Origin of the sequence: Spiroplasma endosymbiont of Aleiodes alternator (assembly GCF_964031135.1) — a bacterium.
GTDB lineage: Bacteria > Bacillota_I > Bacilli_A > Mycoplasmatales > VBWQ01 > Spiroplasma_E.
Window position 1 is genome coordinate 471,704 of sequence record NZ_OZ035008.1, and the last position, 24,015, is coordinate 495,718.

Genomic DNA, 24,015 nt, shown 5'->3' on the forward strand with positions numbered 1-24,015 from the left:
TATTTTAATACTTTTATATTCTTAAAACAAGGACTTATCAATAAAAAGAAAAATCAATATATTTCTATTTAATAATTAAAGACTCACTGGTCATAACAGTTGGTTTAACTAAACCCAAAACGTCTAATAGCGTTGGAGCAATATTTGCTAAGCAACCACCTGATTTTAATTTTAATCCTGTTTTACAAATAATAAATGGTACTGGTTGCGATGTATGTTTTTTATTAGGATTACCCTCTTTATCAATCATGATTTCAGCATTACCATGATCAGCAGTAATCATTAAAATACCATTCACTTTTTTTATTGCTTGATACAATTTTCCAATACATTCATCAATAACATCAATCGCATCAATGGCAGCATTTAAAACACCAGTATGACCAACCATATCAGGATTAGCAAAATTTAAAACCATAACATCATATATGTTTTTAGAAATTTCACTTTCTAAACGAGTAGTAATTTCGCGAGCACTCATTTCTGGTTTTAAGTCATAAGTTGCTACTTTTGGTGAAGGAATTAAAATTCTTGTTGATAGTGGATATTCAACATCAACACCACCATCAAAAAAATAAGTTACGTGTGCATATTTTTCAGTTTCAGCAATTCGTAATTGATGATATTGATTTTTACTTAATCATTCCCCTAAAGCATCAAGCATTGATATAGGTGGAAAAATAACACCTTGTGGTTTAACACTTTTAGCATATTCCATCATTGAAATAAAAAAAGTATTTTTTAATGTTGGTATTTTCATACTAATATTAAAATCATATTTATTATTTGTTAATGATGATGCTAATTGAATTGCACGATCAGGACGGAAATTAGCAAAAATAATGCTATCGTTATTCCTAATATTACCATTATTAATTTCAGAATTATAAGCAGGCATAATAAATTCATCATTACGACCAGCACTATATTCTGCATTAACATAAGCAATAGGATCAATAAATGAAGCACCTTCATGATTAACTATTACATCATATGCTATTTTTAAACGATCTCAACGTTTATCGCGATCCATAGCATAATATCTTCCTGAAATAGTAGCAAGCATACCAATGCCTAATTGTTTCATAGTTTTTAATAACTGTTCAATATAAATTTTAGAAATATCAGCTTTTGTATCACGACCATCTAAAATAGCATGAACATAAACATTCTTAAAATTTTGTTGTTTAGCAATTTCTAATAATGCTAAAATATGATTAATATGAGCATGTACTCCACCATCACTTAGTAAACCAATAATATGAACATTACTATTATTCTTTTTGGCATGATTAATTGCTGACAATATTGTTTCATTTTTAAAAAATGTTTTATCATTTATTGACTTATTAATTAATGTTAATGACTGATAAATTACTCTACCGGCACCAATTTGTAAATGTCCAACTTCAGAGTTGCCCATTTGTCCTTCTGGTAAACCAACTGCAAGGCCAGAAGCTGAAACTTCAGTATGCGGATAAGTTTTTAATAAATAATCCAAATTAGGTTTTGTTGCAGAACTAATAGCATTAGTTGAACTAGATTTTGCAATACCAAAACCATCTAAAATACATAGTAATATTGGTTGTTTTGTTTTCATAAATTTCACCTCATATTTTATTTAATAACTTGTAACTGATGTTTAAAATTATTAGATTTAAAAATAGTAATCATTTTAGTAATAAAATCAGTAATACATTGATAATGAACAGTACTCAAAATAACAATATCTTTTTTAAAGACTATTTTAATAGATTGCTTTTTAGTAATTTTAGTAATTATTGTTTTTAAATCACAAATTGATTTTAAATCTTCACTTAATAAAATAACCATACTAGGATTATCACTAATATTATTAGAAAGAAATAAAATAGTATTACTACTATTAGCTAATAAATTGTGTCCTTTAATTTCCATTAAATTATAATCTAATAAATCATTATTAAAAGAATAATGAGTAATTTTCAAATTATCAATGACTTCTGAAAAATAACCATAAGCAAAAGTCTGTGATAAATTTTCTAATATATCTTGAGATACTATCCGCCATTTTAAAAATGACTTCAATAGTTCTTTATGAATTTTTTGTAATTGTCATAAATCTTGATAATTAGTAATATTAGTTATCGGTGCTATTGGTTGAATATTTTCGGGTTGATTAATTGCTCTAATTTTTTTATTAATAGCATTAATAGCAATAATGATTGGTTTTTTAGCATTAATAAAAAAGTTTTCAATTCGTTGTTTATTACCTGCTATTAATGTTATTTTTCGCTGATCTTTATTAGTTTTAATAGCAACAACTGCTATTTTTTGCAAATTAATAATTTCTTGTAATTCAACTTCATTAAATTTTTTTAAATAACTATATTCTTTTTTATTTTGCAATAAAATTAACTGTTCTAATGATAATTTTTGTTCTAATAAAGAATTAATGATAAATTCACTTTGCAATATTTGTTTTCTATTTATCTTTAAATTATTAAGAGCAACAATAAAATTTTGTTCAGTAATAGAAATAGAACTAAAATTAGAAGTTTTATAATTTAATTGTTTCATCAAACTATTTGTAAATAATTTAGCACCAATTTTATTATTAACTAATGATTGATGATGACTTTCATTGATAGTTAAATACAATGGAATATCGTTAATAACGATTGGTCCACTATTAACCTTAACTAAATGAATATAAGTATTAGGAATAAGAGTATTATTAACATCAATTACTTCACCAGTAAAATATTCATTAGTAATAATACCTTTGTCACTAACAATACTATCACTACTAGGAGCAAAAATAGTTTTAGTACAAATAATAAAGCCAATTTGTTCTAATTGATTAGTGTCTTCACCATTTTTACTAAACAATGCTAAAATTTCTGACTTATTCCTAAAAGCATTGACAAAAGTGGTTGCCGGAAAGGCACGATGTTTAATTTTTTTTGTTAGTTTTGTTCACATACTTTTAATTTGTATCTTTGATAATTCCATGTTTAGTTAACTCCTTATTTTTATTAGTAATTTAAATAGAGTTAAATTAGTAAATCAAAAAAAGATTGTGGTACTAATGAAGCACCTCCAACTAATGCACCATCAATGTCGGGTTCAGAAAGTATTAATTTAATATTATCGGGTTTTACTGAACCACCATACTGAATAAGTATTTGTTCTGCAACATTTTTATTATATAATTCACTAATAAATTCACGAATCATTTTACAAACCGTTTGGGCTTGTTGAGCTGTTGCTGTTTTACCAGTACCAATTGCTCATATTGGCTCATAGGCAATTACTAACTTAGCAATATTTTGTGCTTTAATATTTTTTAATGCTAACTTAATTTGATTTTTAATTACTTCATTAGTTTCTTTTTTTTCATATTGGTTTAAAGTTTCACCACAACATAAAATTGGTATAATATTAGCATTAAATAGTGAATGTATTTTTTTATTTATTGTTTCACCTACTTCATTAAAATACATTCTGCGTTCAGAATGACCAATAATAACATGACTAACCATCATATCTTTTAGCATCTTAATTGAAATTTCACCAGTATATGCACCTTCGGTTTCATAATGACAATTTTGAGCTGCAATAATTAAAGCAGAAGTTTTATTCATTTTTAGTAAGGGTAAATTAGTAAAACTAGCTGCTATTCCATAATCATATTTAATATTTTTAGTTTTTATTAATTTATTAAATTCATTTAAAAAAAATTGAGTTTCTTCTATATTTTTATACATTTTTCAATTTCCAATAATAATCTTTTTACGTTCCATTTGTTTCTCCTTTAAGTTAATTTTTTTTTGATATAGTTGGTTTTAATAATGCTGCTGCTTCTTCATCAATAATAATTGTAACATCATCATGATTTTGTAAAAAAGTACATGGATAATTTGGAGAAACTTTACCTTCAACTAACTCTCGAATAGCTTGTGCTTTATTAGTTCCTGTAGCAATTAAAACAATCAATTTAGCTTGTAAAATAGTATGAATGCCCATCGTAACAGCTTTGGTTGGTACATCTTCAACTTTAGAAAAAAATCTTTTATTAGCTTCAATTGTTTCTTTAGTTAAATTGACAACATGTGTTTTACTACTTGCAAGAGTACCTGGTTCATTAAAAGCAATATGACCATTAGTACCTAAACCCAATATTTGTAAATCAATTGGTCCTTTTTCTTTTAATAATTTTTCATATTCTTCCACATTTTGGTCTAAATCACCAATACCTTTAGGAACATACGTATTTTTTAAATTAAGACTTTTAATATGATTAAATAATTGATGATTCATAAAATAACGATAACTTTTTACATGATCTGGAGTTAAACCAACATATTCATCTAAATTAAATGTTACAACTTTTGATCAATCTCTTTTGTTATTTTTTGCATCTGCTATTAATAAATTATATGTTTCAATTGGACTACTTCCTGTTGCTAATCCTAAAATAGCATTTGGTTTAACTTTAATAATATCAATAATAATTTTACTTAATAATTGAGCAACCTCAGTTTTATCTTTTAAAATAATTAATTTCATAATTTAAAAACCCCTTACATTACTTACTTATTCTTGTTGATACGCAATTTTTCCTTCGCATATTGTTAAAAAAATATCATTATTCTTAGTTAATACAATAATATCTGCTAATTTACCAATAACAACATCACCCGTTTTATTTGCAATTCCTACTTGTTTAGCACTATTATAAGAGGCCATTTTGATGCAATCTTGTCAATTATTATTAGTAATTTTTAATAAATTTTTAAAACCAGCAATCATTGTTGCAATGCTGCCTGCTAATTTTCCGGTTGCTTCAACAGTAACCTTATTATTACTTTTAATGACAGGTAATGGTCCCAATAAATACTTACCATCAGGCTGTCCCTTTGCACTCATGGCATCAGTAATCATACAAATTCCATCGGCACCTTTAATTTTATATGTTATTGCTAAAATATCAATATCAACATGAATTCCATCACAAATTAACTCAGTAACTAATTGATCATAATATAATGATGCTGGAACAACACCAGGATCGCGATGATTATAGGGGCTCATTGTATTATAAAGATGGGTAATATGCGTTAAACCATATTCAACAGTTTTAGTTATTTCTTTAAAAGTAGCATTACTATGACCAACACTAGGAATAATATTATTTTTAATTAATGAAGAAATAAAATTTGAATTTTTATTATTTAAATTAGGATCTATCTCAGGAGCATAAACAATAAATTTTAAATTTTTGTTACTAATTATATTTCAAGATTTTACTAAATTAAGATCAGGAACATGAAGTAATGATGGAGTATGTGCTCCTTTTTGTAATTCTGAGATAAAAGGTCCTTCTAAATATGCACCAATAATTCGTGCCTTGTTACCTTTATTTTCTGTTTTCATATACTTAGCAAATACTGAAAGAATATTATCAATTTCTTTTTTACTGGCAGTAACTGTTGCATAACAAAACTTTGTTACTCCCTCTTTCGGAACTAATTTTGCAAAATTATTAATTGATTCAATGGTACCATCCATTAAACTATAGCCATAACCTCCATGTACATGTAAATCAATAAAACCAGGTATTATTGTTTGATTATGACATTCAATAACCTGAGCATCTTGAAATTCATAATTATACTTTCCTTCATTAATTTGGAAAATTAAATTATCTTTAATTACTAAAAAACCATTATTTATTATTTTCTTAATGCTAATTATTTTCGCATTATTTAAAACTAAAATTTTAGACACTAATACCCTTCTTTCTAGAATTATTAATTGTTTAAAATTGCTAATGACACTATTATACCTAAAATTTTAACTTAAACCTAAATCTAAGAAAAATAATTAAAAAAAAGGCTTAATTGCCTATATTTTAAATAATGGTGGCTCGAAGCGGATTCGAACCACTGACACTTCGCTCTTCAGGCGAATGCTCTACCAACTGAGCTACCGAGCCGTTACCTATACAATAATAGCATATAAAAGTAAAAAATAACAAGGGGTTAAAACTTATTTTTTAATTTATTTAAATATATATTTATTTTTTTACTAATTATCTTCTAATTACATATCTTCTTCAACAAGGTTTTTCAGTTTTTGGCATTAAGTGATTTGAGTCTCTTCTAATTGAACATCTAGAATAAAGTAGACACAGAATTGTAACCTTTGTGTTAAAAATACTTTAAGGAAGGTGTTCATTTTTTTATGGCTAAATGACTATCAAAAGAAGAAAAGTTAAAAATAATAAAAATAAGTAAAATTAAAACAATTGATAAAACCGCATTAGAGTATGGTATTGGTCGATCATCAATAAAAGAATGAATTAAAGCATATAAATTATTAGGTGAAAAAGGTTTAAAATATGGCAATGGAATTCGTGCTAAAAAAACCAAAAGAACAGGTCAACCCAAATCTTTAAATTTTAATGAAATGACAAAACAAGAATTAATTGAATATATTGAGGCAATGAACGATATAAAAAAGTATTTAGAAAAATCGACAAAAAAGAAGAAATATTTTGTGATTTTCTCATTGAAGAAAAAATATCAGATTAGTTATTTATGTTGATTATTAAATGTTTCAAAATCAGGATATTATAAGTGAATTAAGAATGGAATGAATGAATTTAATAAATGAGATACATTTTTAGCTAATATAATTAAAAATATTTTTTATGAATTTCAAGAAATTTATGGTTATAAAATGATAACTTTATGAATTAACAAAATTTATAATTTAAAATTAAAATTTCATATTGTATATAGATATATGAAAAATATGAGTTTAAAAGCTAAGGTTCGCATAAAAAAATTTGATTATAGAACTAAATCAGGAAGTTTAAGATATGATAATTTATTAAAACGTGATTTTTCAACTACTAATTTAAATGAAAAATTAGGTACTGATATAACTTATTTATTAACTAATGGTAAAACATATTATTTATCAATTGTTAAAGATTTTCATAATAATGAAATATTAGATTATAAAATAAGTGCAAGTTTAGACATGACATTTGTTGTCCAAAACATTATCCAAGCTTGAGTTAATGCTCAAAAACCTACTTCATGAATTTTACAATCAGATCAAGGATTTCACTATACAAATCCTTCTTATAAAATTTTATGTGATGAATTAAAAATAAAAATTTCAATGTCTAGAAGAGGTAATTCCTGTGATAATGGTGCTACTGAAACTTGATTTGGAACAATGAAAACAGAATTTCTATATCAAATTCGAAGAAAAAATAGAACTATTGAATGAATACAAGACAACTTACCTAAATATATTTACTTTTATAATAATTATCGACCTCAAATAAAATTAAAAGGAATGAGTCCAATCGAATATCGATTAGCTCATTCCAAGAGGCTTTTATGTAATCTGTGTATCTTTGTTTTACAAAGTACTAGTTTAGATTAATTCTATCTTCAAATTTTATCATAAAATGAGCAATTGCTGTATTTCAATTTTGAATGGGCATTGTTCATTTTTTTGTTATATTTTCAATTGCTAAATAAAATATTTTAAAAACTGCCATATCATTAGGAAAAACTTTTTTATTTCTGATAACTTTTCGTAATTGACTATTTACAGATTCAATAGCATTTGTTGTATAAATCACTCTTTTAATTTCTGCAGGATAACTAATAAAAACAATTAAATTATCTCAATTTTTATATCAAGATTTAGCAATTTGAGGATATTGTTTATTTCACTTATTTTCAAAGGATTCTAAAGCCTGCATTGCTTGTTCTTCACTACATGCAGTATAAATTGGTTTTAAATCTGCAACTAGAGATTTTCTAGGGACTTTCCTAAAAACTGTGTTTTTTAAATAAATTTTAGTTGTAAAATCACTAAGTTACACAGATTGCTGGAAAGTCCCATTTTCTGCTTATATGAGACATATTTCAAACTATTTCTAATTTGATGAACTATGCATAATTGATGTTCTGTTTTAAGATAAACTGATTGTATTGCTTCTGACATGCCTGTTAAATTATCACTGCAGGCAATAAGAATATCATTTAAGCCACGATTTTTCATTTCTGTTAAATTTGCTAATCAAAATTTAGCACCTTCATTTTCACTAATTCATAAACCTAAAACATCTTTTTTACCTTCTAAATCAACTCCTAAAGCTATATAAACTGATTTATTAATAATCCTTTTATCTTGTCGTACTTTCACTATTATGCAATCAAAATAAACAATCGGATAGACACTTTCTAATGGTCGATTTTGCCATGCTTTTACATCATCAATAACATCATCAGTAATTTGACTAATAACACTTTCACTAATATCAGCACCATGATATAACTCTTGTAATTGCATTCTAATATCTGAAAATGTCATACCTTTTGCATATAAAGAAAGAACTTGTTGATCAAAACCTTCAAATCTTCTTTGTCTTTTTGCAACTATTACAGGATTAAAATTACTATTGCGATCTCGTGGTACATCAATCTCAATTTTACCTTGTTGAGTTATTAATTTTTTTGAACTTATACCATTACGAGCATTGTCACTATTACTATGTTGATTCTTATCATATCCTAAATAATTTTGCATCTCAGAATTCAACATTTTTTCTACTAATCTTTTTGTTAATTCTTTATACAATCCTCCCTCTTTAAAAACTGTTGTTAAATCTTCAGTATTTTCTAATAATAAATCTACTGCTTTTGATATTGGATCATTATTATTAATATTTTGCTTTTTAGCCATCTGTAACTCACTCTTTCTAGTCATTTAATTATATTTACTAGAATTAATTAAACATAGTTATTTTTGTAAGTTACACAGATTACTAAACATTACCAACTAACTGATATTTTTTCTTCAATGAGAAAATCACAAAATATTTCTTCTTTTTTGTTGATTTTTCTAAATACTTTTTTATATCGTTCATTGCCTCAATATATTCAATTAATTCTTGTTTTGTCATTTAATAAAAATTTAAAGATTTGGGTCGACCTGTTCTTTTGGTTTTTTAGCACGAATTCCATTGCCATATTCTAAACCTTTTTCACCTAATAATTTATATGCTTTAATTCATTCTTTTTTTGATGATCGACCAATACCATACTCTAATGCGGTTTTATCAATTGTTTTAATTTTACTTATTTTTATTATTTTTAACTTTTCTTCTTTTGATAGTCATTTAGCCATAAAAAAATGAACACCTTCCTTAAAGTATTTTTAACACAAAGGTTACAATTCTGTGTCTACTTTATTCTAGATGTTCACACGTGTTGATAATAGCGTTAAAGACGATTATTAAAAATTTTAAAATTTTACAATTACAAAAAAAGACAAGATTTTTATTCTCGTCTTTTGTCATTTATTTTTAATTCAAGGGTTTAAAAAAGAAAGTATTTATTTTTGAAAATGATTAGTTATTGACATCTTCGACACGCTCCCAAATAAATTTATACAAATTTTTTAATAGCAATATGATTAGAACTAATAATTCTAATACCACCATGATTTTTATGAAAAGCAACTTGAATTTTATCACCAATTAATTTAGTAATAATACCTTTTCCAAAAATTTCATGAATAATTATATCTCCAACATTTCAATTATTAGTTATTTCAACCTTATCTTTATTATCAGCTTTATAGTAATTAAATTTAGAATGATTACGATTTTGATAAGTTGCTGCCATTTCTTGGTGTTCGTTATTAATGATTTTTAAATATTTAAGATCTAAATCTTTTAAGAAACGAGATGGTTGTTTCATACGATCCAAGATATATGAATATCCACTGGCACTAGAAAAAAATAATCATTTTTTTGCTCTAGTAATTGAAACATAAAAAAGTCGTCGTTCTTCTTCAATTTTATCTAAGTTTTCTATACTAAATTTACCTATTCCAGGTAAAATACCTTCATTAATGCCAACTATAAAAACAACATCAAATTCTAGACCTTTAGCACTGTGAATTGTCATTAAATTAACGGCTTTATTAGTACTATTTTCATCTAAATCAGTATATAAACTTACTTCTTGTAAAAATGACGTTAATAATTCTTCGCCTTGTAATTCATTATTACTACTATCATATTCAAGCAATTGTTCTAATAATTGTTGAACATTTTCAATTCTTTCTTTTTCAAGATTATCTTCTAGTTTTTTTAAATAATTAGTTTTATTTAATAAATTTTCAACCATGTTATGTAAAGAAGTAACATCTTTGATATTAGTTTGCATCTCATTAATTAAATTAATTAAAGGTTGTAAATGTTGACGATAATTTTTTGGTAATCCATACTGAAATTTAAATAAGTATTCATTTAAAGTTAGTGATTGTTCATTAGCAAGTAATAATAAGTTATCAATAGCTTTTGGTCCAATTTTAGGTGTTGCATTTAAAATTCTAATCATTGATATATTATCATTTCAAACAATAATTTTTAAATACGCCAAAATGTCTTTAATCTCTTTACGTTCAAAAAATTTATAACTACCAAAAATTTTATAATTTATATTATTATTAATCAAAGCTTGTTCTAAATCTTTTGATAAATAATTATTACGATAAAGAATAGCAATTTTATTCAAATCTAAATGATATTTTAAATAAATTTTTTTAACAGTTGTTGCAACTCAATGTGCTTCTTGATCACTACTACTAGCATGATACATAACAATATCATTACCAAGATCATTTTTAGTAAACAGTTCTTTTTCAATACGTTGAACATTATTTTTAATTAAACTATTAGCTGTATTTAAAATCTTAGTTGTTGAACGATAATTTTGATTTAAAATAAATGTTTGTGTATTAGGAAATTGTTTAGTAAAATTCAATATTAAATTAATATTTGCTCCTCTTCAACTATAAATAGTTTGATCAGGATCACCAACTACAGTAATATTTTTATGATTTTTAGCAAGTGATAATAAAATATTATATTGAATATCATTAGTGTCTTGAAATTCATCAACTAAAATAAAATCAAATTTCTTTTCTCATTTTGTTAAAATATGTGGAAATTCTTTAAATAGACGTTCAACTAATAATAATAAATCATCAAAATCTAAACATGAATTAATAAATTGATATTTTTTATACGATTCAAAAACTTTGATACGTAAAATTCACTCATCTTGATTTTGATAATCAGCTAATAATTGATCTTGAGAAAGATAATTATTTTTTCAGTTAGAAATATTAGAACTTAATAATCTTAACTCCTGCAATTCAGCTTTATGTGAAAATTCTTTTTGAAAAATATCTTTTAATATTTTTCGTTGATCTTCTTGATCAATAATATTAAAATTATTATTAATATTTAAATGATGAATATCTCTTCTTAATATTTTGGCACATAATGCATGATAAGTAACAATATTAACATTAATGTTAGTATCATTTAAAAGTTGCATTATTCGTTCTTTCATTTCACGTGCTGCTTTATTAGTAAAAGTTAATGCCAATATTTTTTCACTAGCAATTTTAATTACATTAATTAAGTAAGCAATCTTATATGTTATAACCCGCGTCTTTCCAACTCCAGCCCCCGCAATAATACGACATGGGCCATCAACATTAATAATTGCTTGTAGTTGTTGTTCATTTAGATTTTCTAAAAGTTTTGTTTTATCCATGTTATTTATCCTTAAGTTAGTAAGAGTATATACTATTAAAGACTATTTATATTTTCTAATTCGTCATCATTAATATTTCCTGGTTGAGAATAAACTAAATGAATATGTGGATCATTAACGTTAGTTGATATCTTCCTTTTATTAGTTGCAAGTGGTTTCTTGTTAATGACAAAAGTTTTATGATAACGATCAAAGAATAGCTGATGATATTTATCAATTTTAGTGACGATCATAATCCCACAATACCAAGCAAAATCAAAACTAACTACAGAACGAATAAGAATATTTAATCAAGAATTTAAAGTACTATTACTATTAATAGTAGCAATGTTTTCATTAAAAGTCAATTTCATAAAAAGAATTATTGAAGTGGTTAATAATAGAGGAATAAAAACTAAAAATAGTTCACGATAAAAAAAATGTTTTAACTTTAAATCTTGATTTTTTTCATTTACTAATCTTATTTGAAAAATTAATTTTGCCAAAGTTTGACCCTTACATTTTCATGGGATAATAACAAAATATATAATGACAACAATTATATTAATAATAAAAATAATTATTAATTGTCATGATTCTTGATTACCTTTATTATCTAAATAATGGATTGCTAATCCAATTATTAATGGGATTAAACTAACAAAAATCACGTCAAAAATACGTGCAATAATACGTTTTCATGTTTTAGCTATTATATATGTTTCGGTTGTATCTAATTTTTTAATATTCATTTTTTTACTCTCAATATTTTGAATCATCTCTAATATTATTATCTTTAAAATATTTCTTAAAATAAGTACTTAGATCAGGAGCATAAGTGGTAAATTTATCATTTGGATTAATAGTATTAAAATAAGAGTTTTTTTTAAAATTTTTAAATTTAAATTCAATAATTTCTTTGACACGATTATATGTTTTTTCAATTAATGCAGGTTTTTTAGAAATACTAATAAATCTTAAAAGAGTATATAGATAGTATCTAACAAAAGCATATTCCAACTCTTCATATAAAACTTTTTTAATTTTATAATTATTATAATAGTTTAAAATATGTATTCATTGGTGCATTAGTTCAAAAATATTATCATTTTCCAATGTGCTATTTTTAGACGTTAATAATGTTTCATTAATTGCATAATATGTTTTACAATGTGCTAAAAATGAGTATAAAAATAAACTATCAAATTGGATTTCTTTACGAAATTGTAAATTATATTCATTAATAATACTAACTTTCATGATTTTTGTTGTTAAAACTGGTGTTGTTAAAGCAAAGACTATTTTTCCTTGTGTTGTATTTAAATTATATATTTTATTAACTTCAGTTCTAATTGTTGAATGAAAAACATTATTTATATCAAATTCATAACGAACACAATATTCAATACAATCTAAATGCTTATTATTATCTAAAATTTTATTAACTGTTTCAACAAAATTAACGCTAAGAATTTCAGTTGGATTTAAAATAACTACATATTGTCCGGAAATATATTTAAGGCCAAGATTACGACTAATGGCAATACCTGATACTTGATAATTAGTAATCATTTTTAAATTTTGTGGATATAATTTAAAATATTTACTAAATATCTCCAAATTTTCATTGTTAATGCCATCATCAACAACAACAACTTCAAAATTAGTTTTTTTATTTACAAAAATCTTTGCTAAAAAAGAATCTAAGTGCTCGGATTCAAATGAAGTTGTATATAAAATAAAACTTAGTAGCATAATAAATATTTCCTCTCTTTTATAAATAATTATAACACTTCTTTAACAATTTTAAGTGAAGGTTTATCAACATTTATTTTTTATTTTTTTGATTACTATTTTTAAGTTTATTTTTAGATACTAAAGTAGATTTTTCTATATTATCTGTTTCTTTAATAACTTTAACAGTCATATTTTTATGATCAAAAATAGTTTTTAAATTACCTTCAATAATAACAGTTTCAGTATTATTAGGTTTAATAACGTTTCGTTTTGCGGGCTTGCTAACTTTTTTCTTTTTTTGTCCTTTTAATATTTCTGCTCTTAATAAAGCACGTGTTTTTCTAATTTCAAATTTTTCAAATTTAAAAAGAAATGATTTAATAAACTTTTTATAGGAATTAACAAAATATCGAAGTCTTTTCTTGCTTCGAGCATGATTATCATATTTTAATAAAATACAAACATAGTTTAATTCATTTCTTGCTTCTGATTCAATTAATGAATTAAAAAAACTGTGATAATTATGACTTAAGTTATATGGTTGACCAGATATTGGGCTTTTATAAGGAGTAAAACCTAGATTACCAGTAGTTTTATAATACTTAAAATCAGCAACTCGTGTTGTCATTTGTCCCTTAGGATGCTCTGGTGATTTAATTTCTGATATTTTAAAAATATTATTTGTATCAAATTCTAAAAAATAGCAATATATCTTATGAACAAAGTTACCTGCAGTTTTAAAAGCAATATATAAATCTACTTTTGCTTCATAATTTAAATTATCAAAAATACTAACGTATGGTTGATAAAAATCATATTTTTTATCAATAATTTCTCATCCTTGTTTTTTAATAGTAAGTTCAATCTCATCAGCACAAATATTTGGATTTAAAATAATTTTCTTCATTTTCTACTCCTAACTCTAATATTTTCTAAGTCTATTTTATCAAATTATATATAAAGTGTGGTCTAAGAAAATTTTTCACTTTGATTACCTGAATTGTAAATATAAATGGGACAAATGGCACAGTTTTTAAAATAATTGTATTAAGTCTATTGGGCTTTTATAAGATAGTGATTTTCTGGGTGTAGAATTAATTTGAAATGCTATAGCATTTAAGTCTTTTTGTTTATATAAAGATAGATCTGTAGATTTTGGTAAATATCTTCTTAAAATACCATTATTATTTTCATTTAAACCTCTTTGACAAGGTTTGCCAGGATCTGCAAAATAAATCTTAACATTGCAAATTTTTTCGATTAATTTTCATTTACTAAATTCTTTACCACGATCAAAAGTAATAGTTTTAACTGTTCCTTTTTGCAACTTTGAAATAAATTTTATTATACTTTTTGTAATATTTTCTGCTTTATGATTTTTAGAAACTAAAGGAATTGTGGTTTTTGATCATATATCAGCTAAAGTAATAATAGAACTTTTATGATCTTTACCAATGATAGTATCACCCTCTAAATGACCAGATTCTTGTATATTTTTAATATTAGGAATGATTAAATTTCTTTCATGAATAGATTTATAATTATTAATTCGTCCTCTAGTTTCTTTTCGTTTATGAGGTTTATTTTTTCCTTTTCTCAATAAGTTATTTTCATCAAAACCCATTCGATTGTGAACTTGTCAAGAAAAGTGGACAATAAAAGTAACCTTTTATTAAATTTTATAAAATAGCGTTTGTAAGTGTTAAATTTATAGGTATGAAGTAATTATTTGTTGGTTTGGAATGAGCTAATCGATATTCGATTGGACTCATTCCTTTTAATTTTATTTGAGGTCGATAATTATTATAAAAGTAAATATATTTAGGTAAGTTGTCTTGTATTCATTCAATAGTTCTATTTTTTCTTGGAATTTGATATAGAAATTCTATTTTCATTGTTCCAAATCAAGTTTCAGTAGCACCATTATCACAGGAATTACCTCTTCTAGACATTGAAATTTTTATTTTTAATTCATCACATAAAATTTTATAAGAAGGATTTGTATAGTGAAATCCTTGATCTGATTGTAAAATTCATGAAGTAGGTTTTTGAGCATTAACTCAAGCTTGGATAATGTTTTGGACAACAAATGTCATGTCTAAACTTGCACTTATTTTATAATCTAATATTTCATTATTATGAAAATCTTTAACAATTGATAAATAATATTTTTTACCATTAGTTAATAAATAAGTTATATCAGTACCTAATTTTTCTTTTAAATTAGTAGTTGAAAAATCACGTTTTAATAAATTATCATATCTTAAACTTCCTGATTTAGTTCTATAATCAAATTTTTTTATGCGAACCTTAGCTTTTAAACTCATATTTTTCATATATCTATATACAATATGAAATTTTAATTTTAAATTATAAATTTTGTTAATTCATAAAGTTATCATTTTATAACCATAAATTTCTTGAAATTCATAAAAAATATTTTTAATTATATTAGCTAAAAATGTATCTCATTTATTAAATTCATTCATTCCATTCTTAATTCACTTATAATATCCTGATTTTGAAACATTTAATAATCAACATAAATAACTAATCTGATATTTTTTCTTCAATGAGAAAATCACAAAATATTTCTTCTTTTTGTCGATTTTTCTAAATACTTTTTTATATCGTTCATTGCCTCAATATATTCAATTAATTCTTGTTTTGTCATTTCATTAAAATTTAAAGATTTGGGTCGACCTGTTCTTTTGGTTTTTTTAGCACGAATTCCATTGCCATATTCTAAACCTTTTTCACCTAATAATTTATATGCTTTAATTCATTCTTTTATTGATGATCGACCAATACCATACTCTAATGCGGTTTTATCAATTGTTTTAATTTTACTTATTTTTATTATTTTTAACTTTTCTTCTTTTGATAGTCATTTAGCCATAAAAAAATGAACACCTTCCTTAAAGTATTTTTAACACAAAGGTTACAATTCTGTGTCTACTTTATTCTAGATGTTCATTGTTTTAAACATGTTATATAAAGTTTTTGTTGAAATACTTTTTATTTTATTTTATTTTCCTTTAAAAAATTAGCAATTATATCAAGCGCATAATTTTTAGTAATTAACAAATAATTAATAGTATTAATTTCTGTTAAAGTTAAAATTATTAATTTTCTACCTGCATTTTGCTTTTTTTGAATTTGATTCAATATTTCTAATGGTAATAAGTTTTGATTTAATAATCTGCAAACTCTATGTACAGTTGATTTACTATAATCAACAGCTTTTGCTATTTTACGAATTGAAAATTCATAACTTTTATATTCTTTTATTGCTATTATTGATTCAATAGTCAGATACTTATACATTGTGCTAATTCCTTTCTTTTCTTAATTATAGAATTAACACAATTTAATTTTTATATAAATGTCCTTTTTAATTTTACAATTCAGGTTTTAATGATGAAGAATTATTAACAACTAATTTATTTTTTTTATTTCCAACTTCATTTTTTGCATCTTTATGATCATGTCATCAATTAAGTAACAACGATAATGGTACTAAAATAATAATAAATATTAATAAACAACCAATACTTCATAAAATAGTCATTGGATTAGGATTAATAAGAATTTCTCTTAATCCTTTTATTGCATAACTAAATGGTAAAAAATTATACATTACTTGAAAAAACTTGGGTTCTAATTCAACAGGAAAAGTACCACTTGATGAAGAAAGTTGTAGTATTAAAAGAATAACAATTAAAAATCTACCCAAATCATGATTACGAAACATGTGAGCAATTGATTGAACAACCAAATCAAAAATAATTGCTATTAATCACATGTATAAAAACATTTGTCAAAATCGTTGTCATAAATCAATATTATTAAATAATAGTAATAATGAAGTTACTAAAATTGTTGACTGAATTAAACCAAAAATAATCATTCATGCTGATTTAGCTAAATAGTTTGATCAAAATTTAGTTTTTGGAATATCTTTATTTCTAATAAAAGTAAAAGTTAATAATAAAGTACCTACTCACATTCCAATACACATGAAATATGGATCCAAACCAAATCCATAAGGAGATTTATCTTGACCTTCAATATTAATATTAAAATTAATAAAGTTAATAGGTGCCAATAAAGTATGATTCATTCAATAATCATGTTCTAAAACTTTAATATGTTTAATCTCTTCGTTTCTTGTTACACTATCAATATTATCATTAAATTGTTCAGCATGAGGACCTAAACCAGGAACAGCAATTGAAAGAATACCATAAATTTCTTTTAAAATTGGTTGTAAATGGTGATAACCTGAATCATAAGCATCTTTATATCAATAATCAAATACTTGATCACTAATAACAACAGGTAAAAACTTACTAAAAATATTATCTTTTAATGCATTTAAAGCAAAATCATTAATTTCACCTAAAATCGGACTAACTTTATATGAAGCTTGTAAACTAATTTTTGGTCTAATAGTAATTTGATTAATAAGATTCCAAATTCTTTCTGGAGTTTTAATATTATCAATAACTACTTTAAAAGCTTGTTTAAAAAAATCATTAAAATCCTTAGTAAAACAACTATCAATAATAATTTCAGTTAAAAAAGTTTTGTCATTTTGATGTTGATAATAACTTTTTCAATCATCATAATAATAAACAGTAAATGTTTTTTTCTCATTGTTAATTTGTAAATCATTAATTTTAAATTCATAAGCACCACTACTATTAGGATTTTCATTATCCAAATTTAAATTATGTCGATTAATAACACGATTAATTCCTACTGCAGAACTATCGTTATTAACTAAAGCAATTGGTAAACGATTAATATTTCCCAATGGATTAAAAAAAGCTCATAAAGCAATAAAAGCATATAAAAATGGAATAAAACATAGTGCAATACTTTTAATAATTGTTCTTTTATTTTTATAAATGTGTTTAGTCCCCACTGCTTTAAAAACCATTTTAAATTCTTGAATAGCAATTTTAAATTTATTTAAAATTTTTGACACTTTGTTACTCCTTAATAGATTATCTTAAATAAATTTAGTTATAATAATATTATAAATACATTTGATAAAAAGGGAAAAAAAATATTATGTTGCAATTAACAATTAAAGGTAAACCCGTTCATATTAAAAATGAAATAATCAAAGTTGGAGATACTTTATCATTTTCTGCAGTTAATAAAACAATGGATAATATGAATTTAGAACAATTCACTAATAAATTTAAGATTATTTCTAGTGTACCAAGCATTGATACTAAAACTTGTGCTTTACAAACTATACACTTTAATAAAGAGGCTACTAAATTAAAAGATTTAGTTATCATTACTATTTCCAAAGATTTACCATTTGCTCAAAGTCGCTTTTGTGAAAAACTAAAAATGAATAATAATTTTCATATTTGAAGTGATTATCGTAATAATGAAAATAATTTTAGTAATACTACTAATTTATTAATTGATGAAATCCAATTATTAGCACGTACTATTATCATTGTTGATAAAAATAATAAAGTTATATATTTACAAATTGTTAAAGAAGTAACATTAGAACCAAACTATGATGAAGTTCTAAAATTTATTAAAACTTTTTTGTATTTATCAGTAGACTTTTAAAAAACTATTTATTTTGAAAATCAACTACGACTTTTTGAAGTCTTATTTTGTTTTTCAGATTTTTCTTTTTCTACTTTTTCTTTATTAGCTTTTTGAACATCTAGAATAAAGTAGACACAGAATTGTAACCTTTGTGTTAAAAATACTTTAAGGAAGGTGTTCATTTTTTTATGGCTAAATGACTATCAAAAGAAGAAAAGTTAAAAATAATAAAAATAAGTAAAATTAAAACAATTGATAAAACCGCATTAGAGTATGGTATTGGTCGATCATCAATAAAAGAATGAATTAAAGCATATAAATTATTAGGTGAAAAAGGTTTAGAATATGGCAATGGAATTCGTGCTAAAAAAACCAAAAGAACAGGTCGACCCAAATCTTTAAATTTTAATGAAATGACAAAACAAGAATTAATTGAATATATTGAGGCAATGAACGATATAAAAAAGTATTTAGAAAAATCGACAAAAAAGAAGAAATATTTTGTGATTTTCTCATTGAAGAAAAAATATCAGATTAGTTATTTATGTTGATTATTAAATGTTTCAAAATCAGGATATTATAAGTGAATTAAGAATGGAATGAATGAATTTAATGAGGCTTTTATGTAATCTGTGTATCTTTGTTTTACAAAGTACTAGTTTAGATTAATTCTATCTTCAAATTTTATCATAAAATGAGCAATTGCTGTATTTCAATTTTGAATGGGCATTGTTCATTTTTTTGTTATATTTTCAATTGCTAAATAAAATATTTTAAAAACTGCCATATCATTAGGAAAAACTTTTTTATTTCTGATAACTTTTCGTAATTGACTATTTACAGATTCAATAGCATTTGTTGTATAAATCACTCTTTTAATTTCTGCAGGATAACTAATAAAAACAATTAAATTATCTCAATTTTTATATCAAGATTTAGCAATTTGAGGATATTGTTTATTTCACTTATTTTCAAAGGATTCTAAAGCCTGCATTGCTTGTTCTTCACTACATGCAGTATAAATTGGTTTTAAATCTGCAACTAGAGATTTTCTATGCTTATATGAGACATATTTCAAACTATTTCTAATTTGATGAACTATGCATAATTGATGTTCTGTTTTAAGATAAACCGATTGTATTGCTTCTGACATGCCTGTTAAATTATCACTGCAGGCAATAAGAATATCATTTAAGCCACGATTTTTCATTTCTGTTAAATTTGCTAATCAAAATTTAGCACCTTCATTTTCACTAATTCATAAACCTAAAACATCTTTTTTACCTTCTAAATCAACTCCTAAAGCTATATAAACTGATTTATTAATAATCCTTTTATCTTGTCGTACTTTCACTATTATGCAATCAAAATAAACAATCGGATAGACCCTTTCTAATGGTCGATTTTGCCATGCTTTTACATCATCAATAACATCATCAGTAATTTGACTAATAACACTTTCACTAATATCAGCACCATGATATAACTCTTGTAATTGCATTCTAATATCTGAAAATGTCATACCTTTTGCATATAAAGAAAGAACTTGTTGATCAAAACCTTCAAATCTTCTTTGTCTTTTTGCAACTATTACAGGATTAAAATTACTATTGCGATCTCGTGGTACATCAATCTCAATTTTACCTTGTTGAGTTATTAATTTTTTTGAACTTATACCATTACGAGCATTGTCACTATTACTATGTTGATTCTTATCATATCCTAAATAATTTTGCATCTCAGAATTCAACATTTTTTCTACTAATCTTTTTGTTAATTCTTTATACAATCCTCCCTCTTTAAAAACTGTTGTTAAATCTTCAGTATTTTCTAATAATAAATCTACTGCTTTTGATATTGGATCATTATTATTAATATTTTGCTTTTTAGCCATCTGTAACTCACTCTTTCTAGTCATTTAATTATATTTACTAGAATTAATTAAACATAGTTATTTTTGTAAGTTACACAGATTACTAAACATTACCAATTTAATAAATGAGATACATTTTTAGCTAATATAATTAAAAATATTTTTTATGAATTTCAAGAAATTTATGGTTATAAAATGATAACTTTATGAATTAACAAAATTTATAATTTAAAATTAAAATTTCATATTGTATATAGATATATGAAAAATATGAGTTTAAAAGCTAAGGTTCGCATAAAAAAATTTGATTATAGAACTAAATCAGGAAGTTTAAGATATGATAATTTATTAAAACGTGATTTTTCAACTACTAATTTAAATGAAAAATTAGGTACTGATATAACTTATTTATTAAATAATGGTAAAACATATTATTTATCAATTGTTAAAGATTTTCATAATAATGAAATATTAGATTATAAAATAAGTGCAAGTTTAGACATGACATTTGTTGTCCAAAACATTATCCAAGCTTGAGTTAATGCTCAAAAACCTACTTCATGAATTTTACAATCAGATCAAGAATTTCACTATACAAATCCTTCTTATAAAATTTTATGTGATGAATTAAAAATAAAAATTTCAATGTCTAGAAGAGGTAATTCCTGTGATAATGGTGCTACTGAAACTTGATTTGGAACAATGAAAACAGAATTTCTATATCAAATTCCAAGAAAAAATAGAACTATTGAATGAATACAAGACAACTTACCTAAATATATTTACTTTTATAATAATTATCGACCTCAAATAAAATTAAAAGGAATGAGTCCAATCGAATATCGATTAGCTCATTCCAAACCAACAAATAATTACTTCATACCTATAAATTTAACACTTACAAACGCTATTTTATAAAATTTAATAAAAAGTTTTTATGGGACTTTCCTAAAAACTGTGTTTTTTAAATAAATTTTAGTTGTAAAATCACTAAGTTACACAGATTGCTGGAAAGTCCCTATAAAATAAGCACAATAACCTACTATTTTTGATTTTAATCTTTCAATAGGATTTTCAATAAATTTAAATTTTATTTCATCTTTTAAATAATCAATCTTTTTTAATTCTCCTTCTCTAACTTCAATAACATTAATTTTTTTATATTGTTGACTTCTTTGTGCTAATTGAATATAACCTTTATATCCCATTTGAAACTGTGCTTCTTTAACAGTTACTCAATTACCTTTTTCATCTTTATATTTACGATTAAAAGGTACAACTCAACAATAACCAAAATTCTTTTCTAATGGTAATTGTAATAATGTTGCTTGATAACATGCTTCTAATATTGTAGTTAAACTAGTTTTTGCTAAACCTAATTGATTTTTAATTGCTAAAGCATTACTTTTAAATCTTTGTACTTCTTTTTCACTCATATTATTACCTTGATTTTTATTAGTAAATCATTGTTCAATAGTTAATGAATTTTTATTATTAGTTAAATCATTACTCATTATTTTCTTCTCCTTTTTTATTTAATAATTCTAAAATTTCATCTAATTTTTTATTAATTTTGCCTATATGTTTTAATAAAATTAAAATTGATTTATCCATACCAGAACTTTTTTTATCCATTATTTAATAGTTCCTTTCGTTTTTTATTTTTTTCAATTATTAAATCTTTTATATGAATAAAAAGTATAATTAATAATTCTATTATTAAAATAATTGGAGCAATTATAATTAATCCAATGAGTACTCAAGTTATAGGTCAAATATCATTAATTGTAGTAATTAAAATCATTTTTTAACTCCTTTAAATCTATTATCTAAATGTACTTCAATATTTTTACTAGGATTAACTATTAAATGACTATTAATTTCAATTCAATTATTTTGGTTACTATCTAATTTTTGTGGTAAATTATCAAATTCAATTGAATTACAAGAATAAATAGTTTTTTCTTTAATTGTTTTTTCATTAATCATTTTTATTTCTTCTTAATCATTCTTTAATATTATTTTTCAAAATATTTAATTCTTTAATTTGGCCCCTTAAAACATCTAATTCTCATAAATTTAATTGATTTAAATTAATTTCTTCAATTTGATATTCTAAATATTCAATTCTAGCATTAAGATTTTTAACTAATAATTCATTAAAATTACATTTTTTATTTTTACAATATTCCAATTTATATTCCATTTTTATTTTCTCCTTTAAAATATTTTGTTTTTGCACTCATTCATTCAAATATTAATTCTTTTGTTATTTCAATTTCAATTGCTTCTTGATTATTTTTATTTGTTAAATAAACATAAGTTTTATTAGATGGTCATATACCATTATCAAGTAACATACAATAATAAGCAGTTAATTGTAATTTAATTCTTTTTAATTTATCTTCATCAATACAAGCATAAGTTTTATAATCTACTAAATAATATTTTTTTTCTTTTTTATCTAAATAAACTAAATCTGGTGTTCCTGCAATTACACTATCATTAATAGGTTTTTCTATAATAAATTCATAATTATTTTTATCTTTAAATTTTTCTTTTAAAAACATAAGTGATTTTTTACAATAAGAATAATTTATTGAATTTGTTACTGGTTTTAATTTTTTTAATAAATTATTAATAATATTTTCTTGATTAATATTTTGTAAATATAATTCATTAATTTTATGAACTCATTTACCACGATTTGAAGCATTTTTTAATACTTCTGGTGCTATATGACTATAACCAAAACCTAAATAATTATCAATAATTCTAGAAACTGATATTAATTCTTTATCTTCTAAAAAATATTGATGAGTTTCTTTTTTAAAAATTAATTTACTCATATTTATTTCTACCTATTAATATTCAAAAACATTTATTACATAATCTATTACCAAAAGAAGAATGTTTTCTACATCTATCACAAGAACCATTCATTCTATATTCTCTATATTCCATAAATATTTTTCCTTTCATTAATTAAGTTTTTTATTTAATTCCTTATTATTTAAATTTATGTCTAATTCCATTACTAATATTTCATATTTTTCAATAAAAGCATCTTTAATTGAATGATGTTTATAATTTCTATGATAATTATTAGCATTCTCTACAGTTGAAAAAGCCTTATATTTTATTTGACCTGTATAATTAACTTCATATTTTAATAAGTAAATATATTTCATA

At 23.5% G+C, this 24,015-nt stretch carries 28 protein-coding genes, 1 tRNA gene and 3 pseudogenes; 4 read left to right on the top strand and 28 right to left on the bottom strand.

What is annotated here, in order from left to right; all coding sequences use genetic code 4:
- Window positions 1-64 precede the first annotated feature (64 nt).
- The 6 genes from gpmI to ACQH20_RS02795 all read right to left on the bottom strand — a co-directional run bounded on the left by gpmI (window position 65) and on the right by ACQH20_RS02795 (window position 5,980).
- A complete protein-coding gene (gene gpmI / locus ACQH20_RS02770; protein WP_425377439.1) occupies window positions 65-1,600 on the bottom strand; it encodes a 2,3-bisphosphoglycerate-independent phosphoglycerate mutase in 1,536 nt (511 codons plus the stop codon).
- 17 nt (window positions 1,601-1,617) lie between these two features.
- A complete protein-coding gene (locus ACQH20_RS02775) occupies window positions 1,618-2,994 on the bottom strand; it encodes a hypothetical protein (protein WP_425377440.1) in 1,377 nt (458 codons plus the stop codon).
- Between the two features lie 41 nt (window positions 2,995-3,035).
- A complete protein-coding gene (gene tpiA / locus ACQH20_RS02780; RefSeq protein ID WP_425377441.1) occupies window positions 3,036-3,785 on the bottom strand; it encodes a triose-phosphate isomerase in 750 nt (249 codons plus the stop codon).
- A gap of 16 nt (window positions 3,786-3,801) precedes the next feature.
- Entirely contained in the window at window positions 3,802-4,551 is a 750-nt protein-coding gene (gene nagB, locus ACQH20_RS02785; protein ID WP_252319509.1) for a glucosamine-6-phosphate deaminase, read from the bottom strand.
- A 27-nt stretch (window positions 4,552-4,578) separates the two neighbouring features.
- Window positions 4,579-5,772: an N-acetylglucosamine-6-phosphate deacetylase gene (nagA, locus tag ACQH20_RS02790; protein ID WP_425377442.1), complete on the bottom strand. Its 1,194-nt coding sequence runs from the start codon at window positions 5,770-5,772 to the stop codon at window positions 4,579-4,581.
- A gap of 132 nt (window positions 5,773-5,904) precedes the next feature.
- Window positions 5,905-5,980: transfer RNA gene (locus ACQH20_RS02795), tRNA-Phe, on the bottom strand.
- A gap of 248 nt (window positions 5,981-6,228) precedes the next feature.
- Between ACQH20_RS02795 and ACQH20_RS02800 the strand changes: the two genes are divergently transcribed.
- Window positions 6,229-7,446, top strand: a complete 1,218-nt coding sequence (locus tag ACQH20_RS02800) for an IS3 family transposase (RefSeq protein WP_425377443.1) — start codon at window positions 6,229-6,231, stop codon at window positions 7,444-7,446.
- Here ACQH20_RS02800 and ACQH20_RS02805 read toward each other — a convergent pair.
- From ACQH20_RS02805 to ACQH20_RS02860, 12 genes and pseudogenes are all read right to left on the bottom strand, one after another.
- Window positions 7,433-8,757: pseudogene (locus ACQH20_RS02805) on the bottom strand (IS256 family transposase). The gene ACQH20_RS02800 and the pseudogene ACQH20_RS02805 sit on opposite strands and share 14 nt — an antisense overlap.
- Window positions 8,758-8,839: 82 nt before the next feature.
- Window positions 8,840-8,977, bottom strand: coding sequence for a hypothetical protein (locus tag ACQH20_RS02810; RefSeq protein WP_425377444.1), 138 nt, complete (start codon window positions 8,975-8,977; stop codon window positions 8,840-8,842).
- A gap of 11 nt (window positions 8,978-8,988) precedes the next feature.
- Window positions 8,989-9,201, bottom strand: coding sequence for a hypothetical protein (locus tag ACQH20_RS02815; RefSeq protein ID WP_425376557.1), 213 nt, complete (start codon window positions 9,199-9,201; stop codon window positions 8,989-8,991).
- A gap of 260 nt (window positions 9,202-9,461) precedes the next feature.
- Window positions 9,462-11,648, bottom strand: coding sequence for an ATP-dependent helicase (locus ACQH20_RS02820; RefSeq protein ID WP_425377445.1), 2,187 nt, complete (start codon window positions 11,646-11,648; stop codon window positions 9,462-9,464).
- Window positions 11,649-11,683: 35 nt separating this feature from the next.
- A complete protein-coding gene (locus ACQH20_RS02825) occupies window positions 11,684-12,379 on the bottom strand; it encodes an RDD family protein (protein ID WP_425377446.1) in 696 nt (231 codons plus the stop codon).
- A gap of 4 nt (window positions 12,380-12,383) precedes the next feature.
- Complete coding sequence (locus ACQH20_RS02830; protein WP_425377447.1) at window positions 12,384-13,382, bottom strand: glycosyltransferase family A protein; 999 nt, start codon at window positions 13,380-13,382, stop codon at window positions 12,384-12,386.
- A 73-nt stretch (window positions 13,383-13,455) separates the two neighbouring features.
- Window positions 13,456-14,271 carry a hypothetical protein gene (locus ACQH20_RS02835; protein ID WP_425377448.1) on the bottom strand — a complete coding sequence of 272 codons (816 nt, stop codon included), beginning with the start codon at window positions 14,269-14,271 and terminating at the stop codon, window positions 13,456-13,458.
- A gap of 126 nt (window positions 14,272-14,397) precedes the next feature.
- A pseudogene (locus ACQH20_RS02840) lies at window positions 14,398-14,994 on the bottom strand (IS30 family transposase); the annotation flags it as partial.
- Window positions 14,995-15,043: 49 nt separating this feature from the next.
- A complete protein-coding gene (locus tag ACQH20_RS02845) occupies window positions 15,044-15,949 on the bottom strand; it encodes an IS3 family transposase (protein ID WP_425377449.1) in 906 nt (301 codons plus the stop codon).
- Window positions 15,895-16,263 carry a hypothetical protein gene (locus ACQH20_RS02850; RefSeq protein WP_281748531.1) on the bottom strand — a complete coding sequence of 123 codons (369 nt, stop codon included), beginning with the start codon at window positions 16,261-16,263 and terminating at the stop codon, window positions 15,895-15,897. Before ACQH20_RS02850 ends, ACQH20_RS02845 begins: the two co-directional genes overlap by 55 nt.
- Window positions 16,264-16,385: 122 nt before the next feature.
- A pseudogene (locus ACQH20_RS02855) lies at window positions 16,386-16,691 on the bottom strand (helix-turn-helix domain-containing protein); the annotation flags it as partial.
- Between the two features lie 73 nt (window positions 16,692-16,764).
- Window positions 16,765-18,357 carry a YhgE/Pip domain-containing protein gene (locus ACQH20_RS02860; protein ID WP_425377450.1) on the bottom strand — a complete coding sequence of 531 codons (1,593 nt, stop codon included), beginning with the start codon at window positions 18,355-18,357 and terminating at the stop codon, window positions 16,765-16,767.
- Between the two features lie 86 nt (window positions 18,358-18,443).
- On the opposite strand from ACQH20_RS02860, the gene tpx reads away from it, so the two are divergent.
- Window positions 18,444-18,968, top strand: coding sequence for a thiol peroxidase (tpx, locus tag ACQH20_RS02865; protein WP_425377451.1), 525 nt, complete (start codon window positions 18,444-18,446; stop codon window positions 18,966-18,968).
- Window positions 18,969-18,976: 8 nt separating this feature from the next.
- Here tpx and ACQH20_RS02870 read toward each other — a convergent pair whose 3' ends face one another.
- Complete coding sequence (locus tag ACQH20_RS02870) at window positions 18,977-19,132, bottom strand: hypothetical protein (protein ID WP_425377452.1); 156 nt, start codon at window positions 19,130-19,132, stop codon at window positions 18,977-18,979.
- Window positions 19,133-19,138: 6 nt separating this feature from the next.
- On the opposite strand from ACQH20_RS02870, the gene ACQH20_RS02875 reads away from it, so the two are divergent.
- The gene (locus ACQH20_RS02875) at window positions 19,139-19,579 is read left to right on the top strand and encodes a hypothetical protein (protein WP_425377453.1); all 441 of its coding nucleotides are present in this window, start codon (window positions 19,139-19,141) and stop codon (window positions 19,577-19,579) included.
- A 26-nt stretch (window positions 19,580-19,605) separates the two neighbouring features.
- On the opposite strand, the gene ACQH20_RS02880 is transcribed toward ACQH20_RS02875, so the two are convergent.
- Entirely contained in the window at window positions 19,606-20,844 is a 1,239-nt protein-coding gene (locus tag ACQH20_RS02880) for an IS256 family transposase (protein WP_425377574.1), read from the bottom strand.
- A gap of 174 nt (window positions 20,845-21,018) precedes the next feature.
- Between ACQH20_RS02880 and ACQH20_RS02885 the strand changes: the two genes are divergently transcribed.
- On the top strand, window positions 21,019-21,741 hold the full coding sequence (locus ACQH20_RS02885) for an IS3 family transposase (RefSeq protein ID WP_425377454.1): 723 nt from the start codon (window positions 21,019-21,021) through the stop codon (window positions 21,739-21,741).
- A gap of 77 nt (window positions 21,742-21,818) precedes the next feature.
- Here ACQH20_RS02885 and ACQH20_RS02890 read toward each other — a convergent pair whose 3' ends face one another.
- Genes ACQH20_RS02890 through ACQH20_RS02925 form a run of 8 tightly spaced genes read right to left on the bottom strand, consistent with a single transcriptional unit; the run spans window position 21,819 to window position 24,014 of the window.
- The gene (locus ACQH20_RS02890) at window positions 21,819-22,337 is read right to left on the bottom strand and encodes a recombinase RecT (protein WP_425377455.1); all 519 of its coding nucleotides are present in this window, start codon (window positions 22,335-22,337) and stop codon (window positions 21,819-21,821) included.
- Window positions 22,330-22,458, bottom strand: a complete 129-nt coding sequence (locus ACQH20_RS02895; RefSeq protein WP_255495922.1) for a hypothetical protein — start codon at window positions 22,456-22,458, stop codon at window positions 22,330-22,332. Before ACQH20_RS02895 ends, ACQH20_RS02890 begins: the two co-directional genes overlap by 8 nt.
- Window positions 22,451-22,627, bottom strand: coding sequence for a hypothetical protein (locus tag ACQH20_RS02900; RefSeq protein ID WP_425377456.1), 177 nt, complete (start codon window positions 22,625-22,627; stop codon window positions 22,451-22,453). The genes ACQH20_RS02895 and ACQH20_RS02900 overlap by 8 nt, the downstream gene beginning before the upstream one ends.
- Window positions 22,618-22,812: a hypothetical protein gene (locus ACQH20_RS02905; RefSeq protein ID WP_425377457.1), complete on the bottom strand. Its 195-nt coding sequence runs from the start codon at window positions 22,810-22,812 to the stop codon at window positions 22,618-22,620. The genes ACQH20_RS02900 and ACQH20_RS02905 overlap by 10 nt, the downstream gene beginning before the upstream one ends.
- Window positions 22,805-23,029, bottom strand: a complete 225-nt coding sequence (locus ACQH20_RS02910; RefSeq protein WP_425377458.1) for a hypothetical protein — start codon at window positions 23,027-23,029, stop codon at window positions 22,805-22,807. Before ACQH20_RS02910 ends, ACQH20_RS02905 begins: the two co-directional genes overlap by 8 nt.
- A complete protein-coding gene (locus ACQH20_RS02915) occupies window positions 23,019-23,672 on the bottom strand; it encodes a PD-(D/E)XK nuclease family protein (RefSeq protein WP_425377459.1) in 654 nt (217 codons plus the stop codon). Before ACQH20_RS02915 ends, ACQH20_RS02910 begins: the two co-directional genes overlap by 11 nt.
- Window positions 23,665-23,787 (bottom strand): hypothetical protein, encoded by a 123-nt coding sequence (locus tag ACQH20_RS02920; RefSeq protein ID WP_425377460.1) that lies wholly within the window; start codon window positions 23,785-23,787, stop codon window positions 23,665-23,667. The genes ACQH20_RS02915 and ACQH20_RS02920 overlap by 8 nt, the downstream gene beginning before the upstream one ends.
- A gap of 17 nt (window positions 23,788-23,804) precedes the next feature.
- Entirely contained in the window at window positions 23,805-24,014 is a 210-nt protein-coding gene (locus ACQH20_RS02925; RefSeq protein ID WP_425377461.1) for a hypothetical protein, read from the bottom strand.
- Window position 24,015 lies beyond the last annotated feature (1 nt).